The 22,228-nt window shown below is 28.2% G+C and carries 16 protein-coding genes; 7 read left to right on the plus strand and 9 right to left on the minus strand.

All coding sequences use genetic code 11. From position 1 onward, the window contains the following. Positions 1 to 71: 71 nt before the first annotated feature. The 3 genes from ACJJVK_RS11175 to ACJJVK_RS11185 are packed head-to-tail and all read left to right on the plus strand — an operon-like array spanning position 72 to position 2,168. Positions 72 to 821: a polyphosphate polymerase domain-containing protein gene (locus ACJJVK_RS11175; protein ID WP_405566017.1), complete on the plus strand. Its 750-nt coding sequence runs from the start codon at positions 72 to 74 to the stop codon at positions 819 to 821. 1 nt (position 822) lies between these two features. After that, positions 823 to 1,425, plus strand: coding sequence for a DUF4956 domain-containing protein (locus ACJJVK_RS11180; protein WP_405566018.1), 603 nt, complete (start codon positions 823 to 825; stop codon positions 1,423 to 1,425). A 17-nt stretch (positions 1,426 to 1,442) separates the two neighbouring features. Then, complete coding sequence (locus ACJJVK_RS11185) at positions 1,443 to 2,168, plus strand: DUF2490 domain-containing protein (protein WP_405566020.1); 726 nt, start codon at positions 1,443 to 1,445, stop codon at positions 2,166 to 2,168. A gap of 58 nt (positions 2,169 to 2,226) precedes the next feature. Here ACJJVK_RS11185 and murB read toward each other — a convergent pair whose 3' ends face one another. Then, positions 2,227 to 3,237, minus strand: a complete 1,011-nt coding sequence (gene murB / locus ACJJVK_RS11190; RefSeq protein ID WP_405566021.1) for a UDP-N-acetylmuramate dehydrogenase — start codon at positions 3,235 to 3,237, stop codon at positions 2,227 to 2,229. A 62-nt stretch (positions 3,238 to 3,299) separates the two neighbouring features. Next, a complete protein-coding gene (locus ACJJVK_RS11195) occupies positions 3,300 to 4,490 on the minus strand; it encodes a pyridoxal phosphate-dependent aminotransferase (protein ID WP_405566022.1) in 1,191 nt (396 codons plus the stop codon). Positions 4,491 to 4,645: 155 nt separating this feature from the next. Between ACJJVK_RS11195 and ACJJVK_RS11200 the strand changes: the two genes are divergently transcribed. After that, entirely contained in the window at positions 4,646 to 5,986 is a 1,341-nt protein-coding gene (locus tag ACJJVK_RS11200; RefSeq protein ID WP_405566024.1) for an aspartyl protease family protein, read from the plus strand. On the opposite strand, the gene ACJJVK_RS11205 is transcribed toward ACJJVK_RS11200, so the two are convergent. Beyond that, entirely contained in the window at positions 5,983 to 6,387 is a 405-nt protein-coding gene (locus tag ACJJVK_RS11205) for a DUF1573 domain-containing protein (protein WP_405566025.1), read from the minus strand. The two genes, ACJJVK_RS11200 and ACJJVK_RS11205, sit on opposite strands and share 4 nt — an antisense overlap. 7 nt (positions 6,388 to 6,394) lie before the next feature. Continuing rightward, the gene (locus tag ACJJVK_RS11210; RefSeq protein ID WP_405566027.1) at positions 6,395 to 6,757 is read right to left on the minus strand and encodes a DUF1573 domain-containing protein; all 363 of its coding nucleotides are present in this window, start codon (positions 6,755 to 6,757) and stop codon (positions 6,395 to 6,397) included. A 108-nt stretch (positions 6,758 to 6,865) separates the two neighbouring features. On the opposite strand from ACJJVK_RS11210, the gene ACJJVK_RS11215 reads away from it, so the two are divergent. After that, on the plus strand, positions 6,866 to 9,514 hold the full coding sequence (locus ACJJVK_RS11215) for a valine--tRNA ligase (protein WP_405568359.1): 2,649 nt from the start codon (positions 6,866 to 6,868) through the stop codon (positions 9,512 to 9,514). Between the two features lie 182 nt (positions 9,515 to 9,696). Further along, on the plus strand, positions 9,697 to 10,563 hold the full coding sequence (locus ACJJVK_RS11220; RefSeq protein WP_405566029.1) for an OmpA family protein: 867 nt from the start codon (positions 9,697 to 9,699) through the stop codon (positions 10,561 to 10,563). A 435-nt stretch (positions 10,564 to 10,998) separates the two neighbouring features. Here the strand turns inward: ACJJVK_RS11220 and ACJJVK_RS11225 are convergent, their stop codons facing one another. Further along, complete coding sequence (locus tag ACJJVK_RS11225) at positions 10,999 to 16,527, minus strand: choice-of-anchor A family protein (protein WP_405566031.1); 5,529 nt, start codon at positions 16,525 to 16,527, stop codon at positions 10,999 to 11,001. Positions 16,528 to 17,091: 564 nt separating this feature from the next. Here ACJJVK_RS11225 and ACJJVK_RS11230 point away from each other — a divergent pair. Further along, positions 17,092 to 17,214 carry a hypothetical protein gene (locus ACJJVK_RS11230; RefSeq protein ID WP_405566033.1) on the plus strand — a complete coding sequence of 41 codons (123 nt, stop codon included), beginning with the start codon at positions 17,092 to 17,094 and terminating at the stop codon, positions 17,212 to 17,214. A gap of 52 nt (positions 17,215 to 17,266) precedes the next feature. Here ACJJVK_RS11230 and mgrA read toward each other — a convergent pair whose 3' ends face one another. From mgrA to ACJJVK_RS11250, 4 genes are all read right to left on the minus strand, one after another. Continuing rightward, a complete protein-coding gene (gene mgrA / locus ACJJVK_RS11235) occupies positions 17,267 to 18,265 on the minus strand; it encodes an L-glyceraldehyde 3-phosphate reductase (protein ID WP_405566035.1) in 999 nt (332 codons plus the stop codon). Then, the gene (locus ACJJVK_RS11240) at positions 18,258 to 18,821 is read right to left on the minus strand and encodes a hypothetical protein (RefSeq protein WP_405566036.1); all 564 of its coding nucleotides are present in this window, start codon (positions 18,819 to 18,821) and stop codon (positions 18,258 to 18,260) included. The genes mgrA and ACJJVK_RS11240 overlap by 8 nt, the downstream gene beginning before the upstream one ends. Before the next feature lie 87 nt (positions 18,822 to 18,908). Next, entirely contained in the window at positions 18,909 to 19,082 is a 174-nt protein-coding gene (locus ACJJVK_RS11245; RefSeq protein WP_405566038.1) for a hypothetical protein, read from the minus strand. A gap of 94 nt (positions 19,083 to 19,176) precedes the next feature. Continuing rightward, a complete protein-coding gene (locus ACJJVK_RS11250; RefSeq protein ID WP_405566039.1) occupies positions 19,177 to 22,074 on the minus strand; it encodes an FAD-binding and (Fe-S)-binding domain-containing protein in 2,898 nt (965 codons plus the stop codon). Positions 22,075 to 22,228: the final 154 nt, after the last annotated feature.

Below are 22,228 nucleotides of genomic sequence, written 5' to 3' on the forward strand. Positions count from 1 at the left end.
TTTCTAAAGCTTTTGCATCTAAAAATAAGTAACAATTTAATAACAATAACTAAACTTTAAAGAGAAATTTTATGTTAAAGGATGTAGAAAAAATAATTGAAAATTTTAAGCCAATTACTTTAAATGAAATGAATAGTGTTGCTTTAATGAAAAGAACGGATACAAAGTTTGTGGTTAATAAAAGTCAATTAATTTCCATCTTAGAAAATCTTAAAAACGATTACAAAGTGCTCGAAATTAATAGTGATAGAATAATGAGTTACTCGTCTTTATATTTTGATACAGAGAGTAATAAGTTTTATAATGATCATCATAATGGAAAAAACAACCGAACTAAAATTAGACAAAGAAAATACGTAGAATCTGATTTATGTTTTTTAGAAATTAAACAAAAAAACGGAAAAGGAGAAACTAACAAAACTAGAATTCCTGTAAAAGATTTTGAATTAAATCTAACTCAAGATTCTAAAAAATTTATTGCTAACACTACACATCAAGAGTATAATTTAGAACCAAGTTTATGGAATGCTTTTAACAGAATAACCTTAGTAAATATTAAAAGTAAAGAACGAGTTACGTTAGACTTAAATTTAAATTATAAAATAAAAGATGTAGAAAAAAGCTTCGAAAATTTAGTAGTTATAGAAGTAAAACAAGAGCGTTTTAATAGAAAATCTAAAATAGTAAAAGCATTAAAATCCATACACCAACATCCATATAGTATTAGTAAATATTGTATTGGTATGATTAGTCTTTACAACGATTTAAAATACAATGTTTTTAAGAAAAAATTAATAAGAATAAATAACACAATAGCTTAATATGGAGTTTTTAGAAATCCCAATTTTTGATGACGATTTTTTTAAAATGTCATTTCGTTTTACAATTAATTTAATTTTTTTAACACTGATTATTAGGTGGTTATATTACACATCAACAAGAAGAAAAGATTACCTTTTTACTTTTTATATGATAAGTTTTATCGTGTTTTTCTTGTGTTTTACCTTAAAAAAGTTTGAACTTGATATTGGTATGGCTCTTGGTCTTTTTGCAATATTTGGCATTATTAGGTATAGAACAGATGCCATAAATATTAAAGAAATGACCTACTTATTTGTGGTAATTGGTGTTTCTGTAATGAACTCTTTAGCTAACAAAAAAATGAGTTATTCAGAAATAATTTTAGCCAATGTTGTTATTGTTGTTTCTATTGCTATTATCGAAAAAATTTGGCACTTAAAACATCAAGTATCAAAAGAAATTATTTACGAAAATATCGATAATATAAAACCAGAAAACTACAATTTATTAAAGCAAGACTTAGAAGATAGAACAGGTTTAGAAATTAATAATATAACCATTGGTAATGTAGATTTTTTAAGAGATACAGCTGTACTAACCATATTTTACTTCAACAGAAAGTAGTAACAAAAAACTTAAAAATGAATATTTATAAAAAAAATAAAAATGCAATTATTAAAATTGTGTTTGTAAACTTCCTTTTACTTTCTAACATAAGTTTAGCGCAAGAAGGTGATAAAGATTGGGCTTCTTGGAACACTATAGGAATTGAATATAAGTTAAATAAAAAATGGAATTTTGGCTTAGAAGAGCAATTCAGATTAAAAGAAAATTTTTCTGCAGTAGATGAATTTTTTACACAATTATCTAGTGAATACAAAGTTTTTAAAGGTTTTAAACTAGGTGCTGCAATTCGTTATATAAGAGAAAATGACAATCAAGGAAATGTACAGGGTTACGAAAATCATTTTCGATTTCAGTTTGAAGCAAAGTACAAACACGAAATCAATGACTTTACAATAGGGTACAGATTCCGTTATCAAAATAAAAATGAATTAGGGATTTCTGTTGATGAAGGAGATGAGGCAAAACAAAACCTACGTTTTAAAACTTCTTTAGAATATAACTTTAAAGATTGGAAATTAGACCCAAAGTTTTCTGCAGAAATATTTAATAGGTTTCAAGCAGAAGAAGACAATGGTTTTAGTAAATACAGACTAACATTAGGTACAGATTATAAAATTAAAAACTTCGGAGAATTGGGTATCTATTATAGGTATGAAAGAGAATTAAACGAAGACTACCCAGATGTAAATAACATTTTAGGTTTAAAATATACGTACAGTTTTAAAAGTAAAAAGAAATAAAAAATTGAATTTGGTTGATTTGATGAAAAGGCTTCTAACTTAGGTTTGAGGTCTTTTTTTATTGAATAATATTAACCTCTATTTCCAAAGTAATTTTAAACTGCTCTAAAATTGTTTGTTGAATTTTTTCAGCAAGCTGATAAATATCTTTACCAGAAGCATTACCATAATTCACTAAAACCAAAGCTTGTTTTTCGTGAACTCCAAAATCACCAAAACGTTTTCCTTTAAAACCGGCTTTTTCTATCAACCAACCAGCAGGAACTTTTCTTTCATTTTCAGAAATTATATAACTTGGTATATTTGGGTATTTTTTTTGTAAAGCTAAAAATGCTTCTTTATTAATTACAGGATTTTTAAAAAAACTACCACTATTACCAATCACTTTTGGATCTGGTAATTTCGATTTTCTAATGGCAATTACAGCATCAGAAATATTTTTTAAAGTAGGTTTTTCTATTTTTTTTGATGCTAATTCAGTTTCAATTGCACCATAAGAAGTATTTAATTTATGATGCTTTTTTGTTAATTTAAAACAGACAGCAGTAATTATATATTTCCCTTTTACTTCGTTTTTAAAAATGGAGTTTCTATACTCAAAATTACAATCTTGGTTAGAAAAAGTATTTAGTTTTTGAGTCGCTATTTCTAAAGCTTCAACTTTGGTAATTATATCTTTAACTTCAACACCATAAGCACCAATATTTTGTATTGGGCAAGTACCCACATTACCAGGAATTAAAGATAAATTCTCAATTCCTCCATAATTTTGTGATACAGACCACAAAACAAATTCGTGCCAATTTTCACCAGCATTTACTGTAATGTAAGCATTGTTATCGTCTTCATTATCAATAGAAATTCCTTTAATATCTATATGTACAACTAATTTTTCAATATTTTTGGTGAGTAACATATTAGAACCACCAGAAATTAAAAAAATGTCTTTTTCTGTTTTTAATAATTGTTTTAATTGATAAACAGAATCTACAGAAACAAAACGTTTTGCAGTAACATCAATACCAAACGTATTGTAGTTTTTTAGAGATATATTTTGTTGAATTTTCATAAATAATAAAAAATATAAAGTTGAGTGTAGCTAAAAACAGCAACTACACTCAACATAAATATTTATGAATTATATTGTTTTAAAGCTTCGCCTAAAATTTCTACAGATTTAATTAAATCTTCATTTTTTAAAACATAAGCCATTCTTATTTGGTTTTTTCCTTCACCTTCAGTAGAATAAAATCCGCTTGCAGGTGCAACCATAACAGTTTCGTTATTCAAATTGAATTTTTCTAACAACCACTGTGCAAAATCATCAGTATCAGTAACAGGCAATTCTGCAACACAATAAAAAGCTCCTTTAGGATTGGCAACTTTTACACCTTCAATTTTTTTAAGTTCTGTTACTAAAGTATTTCTTCTTTCTACATATTCTGCTTTTACATCATCAAAATATTGTTGAGGTGTATCTAAAGCAGCTTCACTTGCAATTAATGCATACGTTGGTGGGCTCAATCTTGCTTGAGCAAACTTAATAGCAGTTTTTATAAACTCATCATTTTTAGAAACTATACAGCCAATTCTTGCGCCACACATACTATAACGTTTAGAAACAGAGTCAATTACAATTGCGTTTTGCTCCAAACCTTCTAAAGATAATACAGAAGTATGTTGTAATCCATCATAAGCAAACTCTCTATAAACTTCGTCTGCAATTAAAAATAAATCGTGTTTTAAAACAATTTTTTTTAGTTTTTCAATTTCTTCTTTAGAGTATAAATAACCTGTTGGGTTACCAGGGTTACAAATTAAAATTGCTTTGGTTTTTTTGGTGATTAATTTCTCAAAATCTTCAATTTTTGGCAAAGCAAAATTATCTTCAATTTTAGAAATTACAGGTACAACTGTTACTCCAGATGCTTTAGAAAAACCGTTATAATTGGCATAAAAAGGCTCAGGAATTATAATTTCATCACCAGGATCTGTAATGCTACCCATTGTAAATAATAAGGCTTCAGAGCCACCTGTAGTTACTACAATGTTGTTTTCGGTTACATTTATTTTATGATTTGCATAATAGTTTGCAAGTTTAGTTCTATAAACTTCAGAACCCTCAGAACGTGCATAAGATAACGTTTTAATATCATTATTTTTTACAGCATCTAAAGCCACTTGAGGTGTTTTTATATCTGGCTGTCCAATATTTAAATGATAAACTTTTGTTCCTCTTTTTTTTGCATCTTCAGCATAAGGTACCAATTTACGAATTGGTGATTCTGGCATTTGTAGTCCTTTTTCAGAAATTAATGGCATAATATGTGTGGCTTTAATTGAAATACAAAGTTGCGAAATAAAATTTATATCTCACTTTTAATTTAAGATTCTTTAAATGATTAAATAATTATTAATAATTATTTAAAAATTAATCTTTAAATTGTATATTCATTATTCATTTAATTTATTTTTTTTTGAAAAAAACGCTTTTTTTATTTATAGTTCTTTCTCTAAATTTTTCTTGGATACTTAGTGCACAAGGAGAATTTCGTTTTTTAAATAAGCAGTTCACAAAACAACGAATTTCTTTTGAATTAATCAATAATTTAATTGTAATTCCTGTAGATATTAACGGAGAAAAACTTTCATTTATTTTAGATTCTGGGGTTAGTAAATCTATTCTTTTTAACATTACCCAAAATGATAGTATTGGTTTAAATAATGTAAAGAAAATTGAGTTATTGGGTTTAGGAAATGGAGAACCTGTAAATGCTTTACTATCTAAAAACAATAAAGTTGCTATTAACAATATTGTTAATTATAACGAGTCTTTATATGTAATTTTAAAAGATTATTTTGATTTATCTAGTAAAATGGGAGTTACTATTCACGGTATTTTAGGCTATAACTTACTTAAAAACTTTATTGTTAAAATAAATTATAAAACAAAAAAAATAGAATTTTATAATCCTAGAAAATTCAAACCTAAAAAATGTAAAAAATGCGAAGTTTTTCCACTTCAATTTTATCGAAAAAAACCATATATAACTGCTCAAGTTCAATTAGATACTATTGGTAATGAACTTATAGATGTAAAACTTTTAGTAGATTCTGGAGGTAGTGATGCTGTTTGGCTTTTCGAAGATACTAAAGACAAAATAACAACACCTAAACTTTTTTTTAATGATATTTTAGGAGAAGGTTTAAGTGGGCCAATTTATGGTAATAGGAGTAGAATTTCTAGAATAAAGCTAAAATCTTTCGAGTTAAAAAATCCTACAGTTTCTTTTTTAGATTCTGCTTCTACAAAAAGCGCCAGAAAATTTAAAGAAAGAAATGGTAGTATAGGAGCAGGAATTTTAAAAAGGTTTGTGGTTTGGTTCGATTATCCGAATAAAAAGATGATGCTTAAAAAAAATAGATTTTTTTATAGCGATTTTAACTATAATATGAGTGGTTTAGATGTTGTTTACAATGGTAAGCAATTGATAAAAGAGCAAAACATAAATCGTTATATAGATGGTTATAATCAAAACGTAAGCTCTAACAATTCCGTAAGTTTTATTACTAGTTTTTCTTATAAATTTAAGCCTTCATTTAAGATTAAAAATGTAGTAGAAGGTTCGCCTGCAGCAAAAGCAGGTTTGCTTAAAGGAGATGTTATTTTAAAAATAAACAATACATCTGCATATAATTTTACATTGAGTAAAATTACCCAAGTTTTTCAAGAAAGAAACAATAAAAGGATAAGAATTACAATAGTAAGAAATGCTCAGAAAATGAAATTTGAATTTCGTTTGCAAAAGAAAATCTAACTATCAGAAAGTAAACTTTTCTCTTTTTCTAAAGAAATTTCTTTATTTACGTTTCCTTTAATTCTAATTACTTTTCTAGGATTCTTAGCATTAGAAAAAATTGTAATAGATTTAGAGAAACCACCAACTATTTTTGTATTGTAAGAAACTTTAATTTCGCCTTTTTCTCCAGGCATAATTGGTGCTTCTGGCTTTTTTGGAACTGTGCAGCCACAAGTAGATTTTATGTTTTTAATAATCAAAGGTTTATCACCAATATTTGTAAAAATAAACGTTCTTTCTCCATTAGAACCTTTATTTATTTTACCATAATTAATACTTTCTGCCTCAAATTTAAACTCTTGAGCAGTTGTTGCTAAACTGATAAATGCTATGAATAATAATGTGAAAATTGCCTTCATAATGTTTTTATTTACTGATGTAACCTTTTATTTTAATTCGTTTTATTGCTTCTTTTGCATTAGAAAAAATGATAATTTCTTTAGAAAAACCTCCCAATTTAGAAGTATCATATTCTACTATTAACTTCATTTTTTCACCAGGCATAATAGGTTTTTTAGGTTTTTCAGGAATAGCACAATCACAAGATGTTTTAATGTCTTTTATAATTAAAGGGGCATTACCTATATTGGTAAACTCAAAAATGCGTTTTCCATTTTCACCTTTTTTAATTTTGCCATAGTTTATGATCTCTTTTTTAAATTCAAATTCTTGTGCAGAAACCTTTAAACTTAAGAAGAATATCAATAAAAAAATAAAACCTTTATGCATATAACAAATTTACAATTTTTAAAATTATAAAATAATCAATCACTAATTTTCTCTACAAAAAAGAGAATTGTATTTTTGCCAACTATATATCAAAAAGGATACCAAAGTATGACAATTCCATCTAAATACGATGCAAGTAAAGTAGAAGATAAATGGTATGATTACTGGATGAAAAACAACTATTTTCATTCAACACCAGATGAAAGAGAGCCTTACACTATTGTAATTCCACCACCAAACGTAACAGGGGTTTTACACATGGGGCATATGCTAAATAATACCATACAAGATGTCTTAATAAGACGTGCACGTTTGTTGGGTAAAAATGCTTGTTGGGTTCCTGGAACAGACCATGCATCTATTGCTACAGAAGCAAAAGTGGTTGCTAAATTAAAAGAACAAGGAATTTCTAAAAGCGATTTAACCCGTGAAGAATTTTTACAACATGCTTTTGATTGGAAAGATGAATATGGAGGAATTATATTAGAACAATTAAAGAAGTTAGGAGCTTCTTGTGATTGGGAAAGAACTGCATTTACAATGGATCCAGAAATGTCTGAATCTGTAATTAAAGTTTTTGTTGATTTATACTACAAAGGTTTAATTTACAGAGGATTTAGAATGGTAAATTGGGATCCTGAAGCAAAAACTACACTTTCTGATGAAGAAGTAATTCACGAAGAAAGACAAGGAAATCTATATTATTTAGAATATAAAATCGAAGGCTCAGAAGATACTTTAACCATTGCTACTACTAGGCCAGAAACTATTTTTGGTGATACTGCAATTTGTATCAACCCAAATGATGAACGTTTCACGCATTTAAAAGGTAAAAAAGCAATTGTGCCTTTATGTAATAGAGTTATTCCTATTATCGAAGATGAATATGTAGATTTAGAATTTGGTACAGGTTGTTTAAAAGTTACGCCTGCGCACGATGAAAATGATAAGAATTTAGGTGATAAGCATAAATTAGAAGTAATTGATATTTTTAATGATGATGCTTCTTTAAACTCATTTGGTTTACATTATCAAGGAAAAAATCGTTTTGTAGTTCGTAAAGAAATTGCTGTAGAACTAGAAGAAAAAGGAATTTTAGTAAAAACTGAGGTACATACAAATAAAGTAGGTACATCAGAAAGAACAAAAGCGGTTATAGAACCAAGATTATCAGATCAATGGTTTTTAAAGATGACAGATTTAGCAAAACCTGCTATTGATGCTGTTTTAGGTGATGATACTGATATCAATTTATATCCAAAGAAATTCGAAAATACCTATCGTCATTGGATGGAAAATGTGCGTGATTGGAACATTTCTCGTCAGCTTTGGTGGGGTCAGCAAATTCCTGCTTATTATTATATTTCTGCAAGTTCTAATGGTCAAAAAGAATTTGTAGTTGCAGAAAGTAAAGAAGAAGCTTTAAAATTAGCTTGGAAAAAATCTAACGATTATGAATTAACTTTAGAAGATTTAACGCAAGATGAAGATGCTTTAGATACTTGGTTTTCTTCTTGGTTGTGGCCAATGTCTGTTTTTGATGGAATCAGAAATCCTGAAAATGAAGAAATTAAATACTATTATCCAACAAACGATTTAGTTACAGGACCAGATATTTTGTTTTTCTGGGTAGCAAGAATGATAGTTGCAGGTTACGAATATAAAGGAGAAAGACCTTTTAATAATGTTTATTTAACGGGTTTAGTTAGAGATAAACAAAGACGTAAAATGTCTAAATCTTTAGGAAACTCGCCAGATGCATTAAAATTAATTGATGATTATGGAGCAGATGGTGTAAGAGTTGGACTTTTATTAAGTTCTGCTGCTGGTAATGATTTAATGTTCGATGAAGATTTATGTCAGCAAGGAAAAGGATTTGCCAACAAAATTTGGAATGCTTTTCGTTTGATAAAAGGTTGGGAAGTTGATGAAACTTTAGAGCAACCAGAAACCGCAAAAATAGGTTTGGCTTGGTACGAAGCTAAGTTTCAAAAAACGTTAGCAGAAATAGAAGATCATTTTTCTAAATATCGTTTGTCTGATGCTTTAATGGCAATTTATAAATTAATTATGGACGATTTTTCGTCTTGGTTATTAGAGATTGTAAAACCAGCATATCAACAACCCATTGATAAAATTAGTTTTGATGCAATTATAGAAGTTTTAGAAAATAATTTAAAAATATTACATCCTTTTATGCCGTTTTTAACGGAAGAAATCTGGCAATTTATTTCAGAGAGAACATCAGAAGAAGCTTTAATTATTGCTAAATATCCAGAACAAAAAGAATTTAATACTACAATTATTTCTGATTTTGAATTTGCAACAGGTGTAGTTTCCGGAATTAGAACTATCAGAAAAGAAAAAAATATTTCTTTTAAAGATGAAGTCGAATTATTTGTGATTGATGCAGAACAAAATTCTAAAGAATTTGATGTTGTTATTCAAAAATTAACAAACACTTCTGCCATAAATTATGTATCAGAAAAAGTAGATGGAGCCTCTTTTAGAGTGAAATCGAATGAATATTTTGTGCCAATTTCTGCAGCTAATATCGATGTTGAAGCAGAAATTAAAAAACTAGAAGCAGAATTAAAAAGGGCAGAAGGTTTCTTATTTGGTATTTCTAAAAAATTATCAAACGAACGTTTTGTAGCTAATGCACCAGAAAAAGTTATTGCTTTAGAACGTAAAAAAGAAGCAGATACTTTAGCAAAAATTGAAACTATTAAAAGTAGTTTAGGTTCGCTTAAATAAAATTGTATCAATTTATAATATTTATAAGTCTATAAAAACTAGTTTTTTATAGACTTTTTTTGTGCTTTTAAAATAAATTTAATTTTTTGGGTAGGGTAATTTTAAAGTGAGTTGTTATACCTATAGAGAACTATTAAATAACCCAATGGCCTTTTTGGCTATATAACTTAAATTAATAAATTATGAGAAAATTAATTATTCCTGTTGTAGCAATTTCTTTATTAGCAACATCTTGTGTTTCTAAGAAAAAGTATGTAGAATTAGAAAATCAATTAATAGACACTAAAGGAAATCTTCAAAAAACAACAGTAGAAAAAGAAGAATTAGAAAGTAAATTTGCAACTATAGAAAAACGAGTAGCAGACTATAATCAAAAAATAAATTCTTTAACAGAAAACAATGCTTCTTTGCAAACAGAAAATGATGTAAAATTAGATATGGTTGGTAATACAGCAGTAATTTCTAATAATACAAAAGAATTAATGATGAAAACTTTAGCTAAAGTAGATCCATCAGAATTAGCAAAAGCTAAAACATTAAAAGATTCTTTAAATTTAGCCATTTCTTATAATCTGAAAAATAAGATTAATACTGCAGATTTAAATGGTTCTGATGATGTAAATATAGATATCGATCAAACTGTGGTTATGATTTCTGTATCAGACAAATTATTATTTAACACTGCAAGTTACAGAGTTAAAAATCAAGCTTATGATTTAATTGAAAAGTTGGCAACTATTATAAAGTCTGAACCAAGTATGGATGTTATGATAGAAGGCCACACAGATTCTAGAACAATTAGTAACGCAACTGTAGAAGACAATTGGGATTTAAGTGTAAAAAGAGCAACCTCTATTGTTAGACTTTTAGAAAACAAATACAATATTGATGGTAGCAGATTAATTGCAGCTGGTAGAGGTTCTACAATGCCTTTAGTAGAAAATACAACCAATGAAAATAGAGCAAAAAACAGAAGAACTAGAATTGTTATTCTACCAAATTTAGACAAATTCTTTGCTTTATTAGCTGATGAGCAACTTACTGATTAAGTAAAGTTTGATATTAAAGGAAATAAAAAGGCTATCTGATAAGATAGCTTTTTTTATACTCTTAATTTTAAAAATGAGTAGAAAAGTAATATTTAAGACTAATAATCAAGATCAATTAAGTTTTTATTTTCTAGTTAGGATGAAAACAGCGTTGTTTGTATGTGTAAGCTTTTTTTGGAAATATGAAACTACAATATGAATTTTAAACGATTATTTATTTTAAGGTGATATATAAAGTAAGTGTCAAATGTGTTTAATTGATAAGTATCATAACTTTAAAAAGTAAAGTTAAACTGTAAACTAAGCCAATAACTTTTAAAGGATTTACTTTTAAATCAAATTTAGCTAACCAATTTCTAAATTAGAGCTATCATAATAAAAAATCGCCTAAAAATAATCTTTTAGACGACCTTTTTTTATTTTTATAGAATTCTCTTATCTAAATATAATTTTTGAAGTTCCGTAATTTGTTAATTTACTATTTACTTTTAAGTACATAATACCCGGTTTTACTTTTATATTAAATTCTAATTCATTTTTACCAGCTGTTAATTTAGTTGGTGCTTTATAAATTTCTTTCCCAGTAATATCATATAAAGTTAAAGTTGCTTCTGTATTTGTGTTGCTATATAAAAGTACATTTACATTTCCTTTTGATGGATTAGGATACGTTATAAAGTTATTGTTTAAAGCTTCAATTTTCTCTACAGTTTGGCTTAATACAGAGTTTTTAGTGAATTTTACATCAGAAATTTTTAGATCTAAATCGTTGGTATTTGCTTCAATAGCCAAAAATGTAAATGTTAGGGTAGTTAAATCATCAGCTGTAATTTTATCAGTACTTCCAGTAGATGAAAATAAATCAAAAGGTACAAAGTAAGTTTGTTCTTCGTCTGATAGATCTACCATAACTCTATACTGTTCTTTCCATTCTTCTACAGAAGATTTTATTAAACCTAATTCAATTAATCCAGATCCTTTGGCAGTAAAAGATAGATATTTGTACTCAGAATAATCTGCAGATATATTACCAGGTAGTAAAGATTTATAAATACTTAAGTAATCATATTCACTAAATGCTTTTATTTGTACATTTCTATTGATGGTATATTCATCTTCATTATATACTCTGTCAGAATTATTAGTTACAAAATATTCTTCAATTTCAGTGTATTGAGAGTCGTAATCTAAGCCCCAGTTACCATCAGCATGATAGAATTCATCCTGTATTTCGCCATCAACTTTAATCATACCTTCATACTCATATCGATCATCAATATTTATTTTTAAAGTTTGTTTTAATTCGGTGTTTAAAGGGTTATATCTATATTTTAATTCCTGAGAAGTTTCTGAGTAATTCTCTATCATAGAAACTTCTGTACTTAAACCTACCTTAATACTTTCTAAGTTGATAAATAAATCAGATTTTTCTCTATAAATTTTAGTAGCAAAAGTTTTTGGTATTTTTTGAGTTTCTGTTTGTGTAACAGGTAAGTTAGATTTTAAGTTTGTTAAAATATCTTTTACAAGTTTTTGTGTGTCTTCATAATTTGTAGACCAAACTTGAAAGTTATAAACATCATTAAATTTAGTATAGCCACTTATATACCAGTTTGTTTGTAGTGTGTAATTTACATCTTCGGTATTTTTACCAACTACAAATGAAATGGCATATTCAACAACACCACTTCGTTGTTTAATTCCTTGCATTAAGAAGTTATAGCCATCTAATTTTACTGTTTGTATATTAAGTATTTCTGCACCTCTTAATCTATCACAAGAAGCTTTTGTGTGGTTATAAACCTTGTCTGTAGTTTTAATACCTAATACTACACCTTTAGTTTTTCCGTCTACAGAGAAATCTACGGATAAAACTTCATCTGCAACAGTATAGTCTAAAATATCTGTTGGAGAAGTAACATTAGAAACGTTACCAGCTACTAGCTCTGTAGGAAACATATCTAATAAAGTTTGCCCTTTTCCTTGGTATGGTTGCTCTCTTTTTAATTTCTCTTTGTTGTACAGGTTCTTCTCAGATTTAACAAAAATAGTTGGTACACTATTCATTTTACGTTTTACGTAAATTTTAGAAATAGCATCTCCTAAGCTTTCACTTTCAGTACCACCATCGTTTCCACCACTAACTTCTCCAGAAGCAATTACAACTTCATAATTTAAACTTTGTGGGCAACCGTCTTTAATTCCTGTTAGAGTAAGTGTGTAAGAATCTTCTGCAGTAAAATCAAAAGTTACAACTTTTTCATTCGGATATAAGTTAGAACCTACGTCTACTAATTTCCAAGAATATGTATCAAAATACGTATCATTATCTAATGTAAACTCTTTAGTAACAGTTCCAGATCCACTAGCTAATGTCTCCTCTGTTAATATTGGTAAATCAATTTCGTTATTGACTGTAACTTGTTGGCTAGTTGTATCTGTACCATAAGTATTAGTTGCAACTAAAGTTACTGTATAAGTACCAGAAGTTGTATATGTTTTAGAAGGATTCATTAATGTACTAGAAGTACCATCTCCAAAAGTCCAATTATAAGTAATAGGATCTGAAGGTTGAACAGTAGTTCCAGTATTAGAAGTATTGTTAAGTACAAATTCATTACTTTCAAAACATTGGTTATTATCATTAGTAGTAAATTCTGCAATAGGAGCGATGCCAGTAGCTGGGCTACAAGTTTTTATTGCAGGTTCAAAATTTGCAGAATGTACTTCTCCTCCAGAATGTAAAAACGATTTACCAATTATTTGTCCTTCTATGTTAGATTGATTTGCAGTTTTGTTAATGTCTGCAAAAGGCGCAAATACAGTACCTTCAATTGTAGAATTACCTTCTATATTAAGAGTAGTAGTATTATAAAAATTATATATAATATAAGGTGCATTTTGTTGTGAAACACCAGATTGGTTCCAAACATCCCAATTAAATGTTCCAGAAGCATTTACATTTATAACCAATACTTTTGTTGCACTTGGTGTGTTGTTGTATGTAAAAACATCTACATTATTTAAATCAGTTCCCTTAACATTTAAGTAGTTAATACCATCTTGTAAGTTAATTTTTACTTGATTTGGTAAATCAGTATTAGAAATCGATTGTCCATTAGGATTTGTTAATTGCGCATTATGATCATTTTTAGAAATACTTGTTGAGTTTAGTTCTAAGGTTTGAAAAGCGCTTGCAAAATCGATTAAATTACTTTCAAAAACAGGGTTGTTTGTAGAAGATACATTTAATGAATTTGAGTTTGCTTGTAATAAAACCCTTGGCGAAGAATTATAATCTGAACTAGGAGTTATTCTAATATTAGAATAAGCATTGTTTTGATCTTTATACCAAACTGTAGATCCTTGATTGTCTCCTATTTTTATATAACTATTTTGATTTACTTGTAAAGAGTTACCTGATGTATATATAATTTTACCTCCTACTAATAAACCAATAGGAGTATTGTCTACTTCAAAAGTGCCTACTTCATTTGTAGCAATTTGGTAACTTCCAAGTATTGTTAAATCTCCTCCAGTTGCTACACTTCCTTCACTTTCATTTGTTTTTAATTTTAAACTTTCTAAAGTAAAAACATTAAAACCTAAAGCAGGCTCTGTTGGTGAGGTTTCTTTACAGTTTTCAACATTAGAAACTTGTTCTACAGTAATTGTTACTGTAGCATTTTTAGTATCTCCATTTGCATCTGTAATTGTATACTCAAAAGTATCAGTTCCACTAAAGTTTGATGCTGGTGTGTAATTTATAGTGTCATCTGTTGGATCATTTGGAGTATCGTAATTATTTACTGTAACTGTTCCGTTATTATTGGTTGTTCCACTAGATAATGTTATTGCCCCAGTATTAGGTCCATCACCTCCAAAATCATCATTATCTAAAACATCAATATTATTATTAGTACTATTCTCGTCTACTTTTGCAGTATCGTTTACAGCATTGGGTAAATCGTTTACTGCATCTACAACTATTGTAATTAATGCACTATCTGTACCATTATTATCATCGCTAATTGTGTACGGAAAGCTTACTGTGCCATAATAATTATTAGAAGGAGTAAAAGTGATTGCTCCTACAGCATCTATAATTACATTACCATTAGTAACTGGTATCGTTTGTGCAACACCAGTAAGAGTAACTCCGTTTATAGAAGTAATGGTTAAAACGTTTTCTTCAGGATCACTATCTGAAGTACCCGTTGTTAAGGGAGTTAAGGTTGTTGAGGTATCTTCGTTAGTTATATAATTATCAGCAACTGCAGTTGGTAATAAATTTACAGATAAAGTTGCAGAACTAGATTCTAATAAACAAACATTATTATTATGAGTTACTATTACATAATATTGTGAAGCGTCAAGCCCATTAACGTTAGAAATTTTTAAACTACTAGTGTTGGTTCCTGAATAGACACCAGTGTCAGAAAGTAAAGTTCCTCCATTATTAGGTTCTCCTAAATACCATTTATATACAATGCCGATATTAGCATTTCCGGCAGTACCAAATGCTGGTGTTCCGTTTGCATAACTTGTAGCTTCTTCTGCGGAAGCTTCAACAGTAAAAGTTGTATCGTCGTTTTCGTTAATTGTTTGATTACTTAGAGTGTTAATTGTGCTTAATTGAAGTGCCGTTAATTCTGCTCCATTAGATCCATTGTATCCACCAGTATTTCCGGTAACTCTTCCTTCATTATCATAACCAGTTCCATCTAAAATTCCATCTCCATTTGCATCTATTCCTCCAGATTCTACAACATCTAAACAGCCATCTCCATCAGAATCTAAATCTTGACTATTTGGAATTCCATCTCCATCTGTATCTAAGCATATTTGATTACCGCTTAAATCTATATTTAAAACTTTTGCACCATCATTTGAGCTTGATGCAGTACTGTTAGAAAAAAAAGTTGCGTTAAAAGTTGAGTTATTTAAATCTACTAGATAAATAACCCCAGTTGTATTGTTACTTAGGTATAATTTACCATTTAATGTAGCATATGCTGCACCATAATTAGCTGAAGGCAGATTATTAACTGCTCCAAGTAATGTAGATAATTCATTTTCAACATCAATTTTGTAAATATTTTTTGAATTACCCCTAATTCCGTAGAAGTTACCATCATTTGAGTTATAAGCAATATCAGGAATGTTTTTGCCAGGTCCTGCAAAAGATTTCACTAAGGTTTTATAACCCGATGAATTTGGGTCTCCATCATAAACATAGATTTTTTTCCCATTAGAAGAAATCATTATATATTGTTTTTTTACAATATCGAAAGCTCCAGAATTAATGTTATTCTCAGTAAAATTATTTGGTAATGTATCTTCAATAGCAAAAGTTGTTGGGTTTATTAATTCTATACTGGTTGTTTCATTATTATATACCCAAAATAAGTTGTCAATTTCATTAATAGCAACAGCGTTGTATGAATTATTAAATGTGTGAATTTTTGCACTCTCACCAGTTTTTAAATCTACTGTAAAAACTTGTGTAGGACTTTTTTGAAATAAATATCCTTTTGTAGCATTTGGGAAGGTAGAGATAATGTCTCCACAACCTTCTTCTGTATCTAAAATACCATCATTATCGTCATCTAGATCACATACGTTATTTATTCCATCTCCATCAATATCATTTGCGGTAATAGTACCTACTATTGCACCTTCTGTACATGTATCTGTAGTTTTGTTATTTGTTATATCTAAAAAAGTCTTTGTAGAATTTACTTTTTCTTTTTTATTCCAAAAAGGGGCAGTATTAAAGAACTCTTTGTTTATCCAGTTTAATTTGTAATTCTCATAAAAAGAATTTGATTTTTTAATTTCAACCTTTTTATAAGACAGCTCTAAATTTGTAGTTTCCTTAGAAGTAGAAAAGGCTGATATAAATTGAAATGAAAAGAATAAACTGACTAATAGAATGGAGGTAATATTTTTTTTGTAATTCATAGCTTATATTTATTAATATTAAATTCTTGCTCGGGGGGATAATTACGATAAATAGATTAAAAGTAAATTATACGTTATAAAATGAATTATCAACTTTAAAATCTTGATTAAATTTACAAAAATATTTTTAATTAACTCACTTATTGATATTTGTTTTTAGAAAAAAAAATAAAAGACATTTATTATTATTTAATTTTTTGGCATTATAGTTATTGATTTCTCAATTTTGAGTTCTAAAAAACAATAAAATGAATTCTTTAAAACGAAAAAATATGAATTTTAAAAAAGTGATTTATTAAATTTATAAATTTTAGATAACAAAGCAGTGATATCAAAAAAAAGAAAGAGCAAGTTTCAATAAGACATTTTTCTAAATTGAAACTAAGAAATTGACTACAGCCAATACTTTTAAGGCTACCTTAAACTTAGCTATTTCTTATAATTTTAAAATAAAGATTAACACAGCAGATTTAACTAATTCTGATGATGTAAAATTGTTATACTTTTAGAAAATAATATAATATTGAAGGTAGCAGATCAATTGTATCTGGTAGAGGTTCTATAATGCCTTTAGTTGATAATAAAACCAATGAAAATAGAGCAAAACATAGAAGAATTAAGATAGTTATTTTACCAGATTTAGATAAAACCTTTGCTTTATTGGCTGATGAGCATCTTACATATTAAGTTAAGTTTGATTTTAAAGGAAATAAAAAAGGAAGCATTTTGCTTCCTTTTCCTATTTTAAAATACTGTTTATTTTTTCTAATTCATCCTCAGAAAAAGTGGTGTTTTCAATAGCTTTTACACTATCTAAAATTTGTGATGTTTTACTAGCGCCAATTAAAACAGAGGTAATTCTATCATCTTTTAAAATCCAAGAAATGGCCATTTGTGCCAAATTCTGATTTCGGCTTTCTGCCACCTCATTTAATGTCTTAATTTTAGGTAACATTTCTAAAACAGTTTGTGTATTTAAAAACGGACTGTCTTTTACAGCTCTAGAGTCTTTTGGCAAGCCATTGATATATTTATTAGTTAACATGCCTTGTGCTAAGGGAGAAAAACAAATTGCGCCTACACCAGAATTGCCTAATAAATCTAACAATCCATCTTCTATCCATCTATCAAATAAACTATATCTTGGTTGATGTATTAAGCAAGGTGTACCTAAATCTTTAAGAATTTTAAAAGCTTCAGTAGCTCTTTCTGGCCTGTAATTAGATAAACCAACATACAAAGCTTTTCCTTGTCTTACAATCAAATCTAGAGCTCCCATAGTTTCTTCTAAAGGAGTGTTTTCATCTGGTCTATGATGATAAAAAATGTCAACATAATCTAATCCCATTCTTTGTAAACTTTGATCTAAACTAGCCACTAGAAACTTTTTAGATCCCCAATCACCATAAGGACCAGGCCACATTCCGTAACCAGCTTTAGATGAGATAATTAATTCATCTCTGTAAGATTTAAAATCTTTCTTTAATATTTTACCAAAGTTTTTTTCTGCAGAACCAGCAGGAGGCCCGTAATTATTTGCTAAATCAAAATGAGTAATACCATTATCAAAAGCACATTTTAATAGGTTTCTAGCATTTTTAAAATCGTCATTTTCTCCAAAATTATGCCATAATCCTAAAGAGAGTTCAGGTAATAATAAACCACTGTTACCTGTTCTTCTGTAATTCATTTTTTCATAGCGATTTTCATCAGCTATATATTTGTTTTTCTTACTCATTTTTTATTGATTTTTTTAACCCTAAAGCTGGTAATAAACCTATAATGGGAATAATTGTGAAAGTTATAAATAAATTTTGATATTCGATAATCGTCGCATTTTCACCAAGAATATAACCATTAAAAATGTCTGGTGTAAAACCAATCACAGAAATAATTCCGACTAAAGTTTCTGTAAATTCAATAGATGTTTTAGTTTCTTCGATAATTGCAAAATACAACCCTCTTAAAGAATAAATAACAAATGTTATCATTATAAAAATTGTAAATGATAAAAATATGAATTGTTGATTAAAGAAGTCAATACCAAAGATAACAGAAGTTATTGTTAGAATAAAAAAACTTGGAATTATTAATTTTGATGGCATATACCTATCTGTAATCCAACCAATAAAAATAGCTGTAATTTGTCTTAAATATTGTATAATAACTGCAAAATAAGTAGTTTTTTTAAAAGAGAAATTCCGTAAATTTTCTACATAAAACCCTGTTAATTTATAGCAATAATAAACACAAGAAATTATTAAAGAATTATAAATTACTTTTTTACTTTTCATTAATATAAAAGCATTTTTAAAATTGAATTTATGCTCATTATTATTCTTTTGATTATTAGAACTTGTATTTTCTTTAGGCAAAATTTTCTAAACTAAAATAGCCACTAAAAAAACAATTAAAGTAATGCTACCAATAATATATTGTAAAGTTTTTACTTTGTCAACAATAATAATTTCTACTCCTTTTTCTAGAAAAAAGAAGGTTAAGATTTCTGCTTTAAAGAGTGAAATTGTTGCTGCAAAAAAATCTGCTTTCATCATCTATAACCCAAAAGATAAACTATGGTTGTGCTCATTTTTCCATTGTCTATGGGCTTTTATTAAAGAGGCCTAAAAGCAAAGAAAATTACTCAAATTAAAGCAAAGCTTCTTTTAATAAAGTAATTGGGTGTTTTGCAATACGTTTGGTTCCATCAAAAATCTGATGCCTACAACTTGTACCTGCTGCAGCAATTTCTGTTTCTGCACTACAATTTCTAACTTTAGGAAACAAAGTATCTTCACCAACTTGCATAGAAACCTTATAATGTTCTTTTTCATAACCAAAAGAACCAGCCATTCCACAACAACCAGTATTCATAATAGTTACAGCATAGTTTTTTGGTAAACTCAGCATTTTAAAACTAGCAAAAGTACCTGTTAATGCTTTTTGATGACAATGACCGTGAATTTTTAAAGTCTTCTTTTCTGATGTAAAAAGGCTTTTATCAATATTTTCTATCTCTATTTCTTTGGCTAAAAACTCTTCGAAAGTAAATGCATTTTTGGCAATTTTTTCTGCGGATGTTTTATCGTCTGCTAACCTTAAATATTCGTCTCTAAAACTCAAAATTGCTGAAGGTTCTACACCAATCAAAGGAATATCATCAGAAATTAAATCTTTAAAAATGGCAATATTAGTATTACAAATTTCTTTGGCTTCTTTTAAAAATCCTTTAGAAATATGACTTCTTCCACTTTCATCATGTGTTACAGATTTTACTTCATAACCTAATTTTTCTAACAAGATTACTGCGTCTTTCCCTATTTCTGCATCGTAATAATTGGTGAATTCATCATTAAACAAATAAACTGCTTTTTTAGAAGCTTTTGGCTCATATTTCTTTAACCAACTTTCTAAAGTTTGATTTGCTAATTTAGGAACAGTTCTTTCAACTGCAACACCTAATACTTTTTTTGAAAAGTTGGTATTGGTAATAAAGTTTGTAAGTGATGGGAAAATGCTTCCTAGTTTATTATATTTTGCATTATTAGCAAACATTTTGCTTCTAAAAGAATAACCATTTGTTTCTTGATATTGATATAAAAATTCAGCTTTCATACTTGCAATATCTACATTACTTGGGCATTCTGTTGCGCAAGCTTTACAACTTAAACAAAGATCTAAAACTTGTTTTAATTCTTTTGAATCAAATTTATTTACTGCTGTATTATTTGTTAAAACATCTCGCAAAGTATTTGCTCTTGCTCTTGTGGTATCTTTTTCGTCTTTTGTAGCTCTATAACTTGGGCATAAAGTTCCACCAGCTTCAACAGGTTTTCTACAATCTCCAGAACCATTACATTTTTCTGCTAATTTTAAAATACCTTCATCTTTAGAAAAATCTTGAAGTGTTTTAATAACAGGTTCTTCTCTATCAATTTCATAACGTAGGCTTTCATCCATAGCAAAAGCATCTGTTATTTTTCCTTGGTTAAAAACATTATTAGGATCGAATGCTTTTTTTATTCTTCTTAAAAGTTGATAATTTTTATCACCAATCATTAGAGGAATAAATTCTGCACGTACAATTCCATCTCCATGTTCTCCAGAAAACGAACCTTTATATTTTTTTACTAATTGAGCAGTTTCAGTTGTTATTTTTCTGAATAAAACTACGTCTTCTTTTTTCTTGATATTTAAAATAGGTCGTAAATGTAATTCTCCAGCTCCAGCATGTGCATAATACACAGCATTTTGCTGATATTTATCCATTATTTTGGTAAACTCTTCTATATAATTTGGCAAATCTTCTAAAGCAACTGCTGTATCTTCAATACAAGCAACCGCTTTTTTATCCCCCACAATATTTGCTAAAGCTCCTAAACCTGCTTTTCTTAAATAATGCACTTTTGCAATATCTGCACCATATACTTTTGGATGATGATACCCAAAATTGTTTTTTTCTAAATCTGCAATTAAATTATCTGCATAAATTTCTGCTTGTTCTATAGTTGCAGCAGAAACTTCTAACATTAAAACTGCTTCTGGATCTCCTTGTAAAAAGAACCTGTTTTTTGCTAAATCTGGATGGTTTTTAGTACAATCTAAAATCGTTTTATCCATTAATTCACAATTGTATAAATTGTGATTCATAGCAATTACAGTTGCTTTTAAACTTTCATTTATACTCTTAAAATGAGTACAAACCATAATGCTTTCTTTTGGAGCAACATCATCTAATTGTAATGTAATTGATGTAGAAAAAGCCAAGGTTCCTTCACTACCAGAAAGTAATTTTGCAACATTTATTGAAGGTTCTGTTCCTCCAAATAAATCTGAAGTTAAAAATTCATCAACAGCATAACCTGTACATCTTCTATGGATGGTTGTTTTAGGAAATTCATTTTTAATTTCTTGCTGATTTTCTACGGATGATAATTCCTCAAAAATGGCTTTATAAATTTTACCTTCTTGTGTGTTTTCTTTAGTTTTTTTGATGAAATCTTCTGATGAAATTTCGTTAAAAATAGCTGTACTACCATCACTTAGAATAGCATCAATACTTAACACTTTATCTCTAGTTACACCATATTTTATTGATGTACTTCCTGATGAATTGTTACCAACCATACCACCAATCATACATCTATTAGATGTTGAGGTATTTGGACCAAAAAATAAACCATATTGTTTTAAATAAACATTTAAAGAATCTCTTACAATTCCTGGTTGTAATGTTATGGTTTTTGCTTTTTCATCAAAAGAAATAATGTTTGTAAAATGCTTAGAAACATCAACTACAATTCCATCTCCTACACATTGGCCTGCTAAAGAAGTTCCTGCAGTTCTTGGTATTAATGTAATGCTGTTTTTGGTAGCAAATGCAATTAACGTTTTAATGTCTTTTTCGTCTTTTGGAAAAGCAACTGCTAAAGGAATTTTTCTGTACACAGAAGCATCAGTTGCGTATAAAGTTTTGTGTAAATTATCGAAAAGAACATCACCAGAAAGTGAGCTATTTAAAATCTCTAAAGTAGCGTTATCTATCATCAAAAAAAGTAGTAAAAATATCTAATTTACAAATATCAGAATAATAAATCTATTTAAAGAAAATAAGAAAAACCTTTCACTAATTTTATCAATTTGTTAAAAAAAAGCAATATTCATAACAGAATGTATAGCAATTGTGATTACCTGTTTATGC

The sequence above is a fragment of the Polaribacter sp. Asnod6-C07 genome (assembly GCF_045063625.1).
Lineage (GTDB): Bacteria > Bacteroidota > Bacteroidia > Flavobacteriales > Flavobacteriaceae > Polaribacter > Polaribacter vadi_A.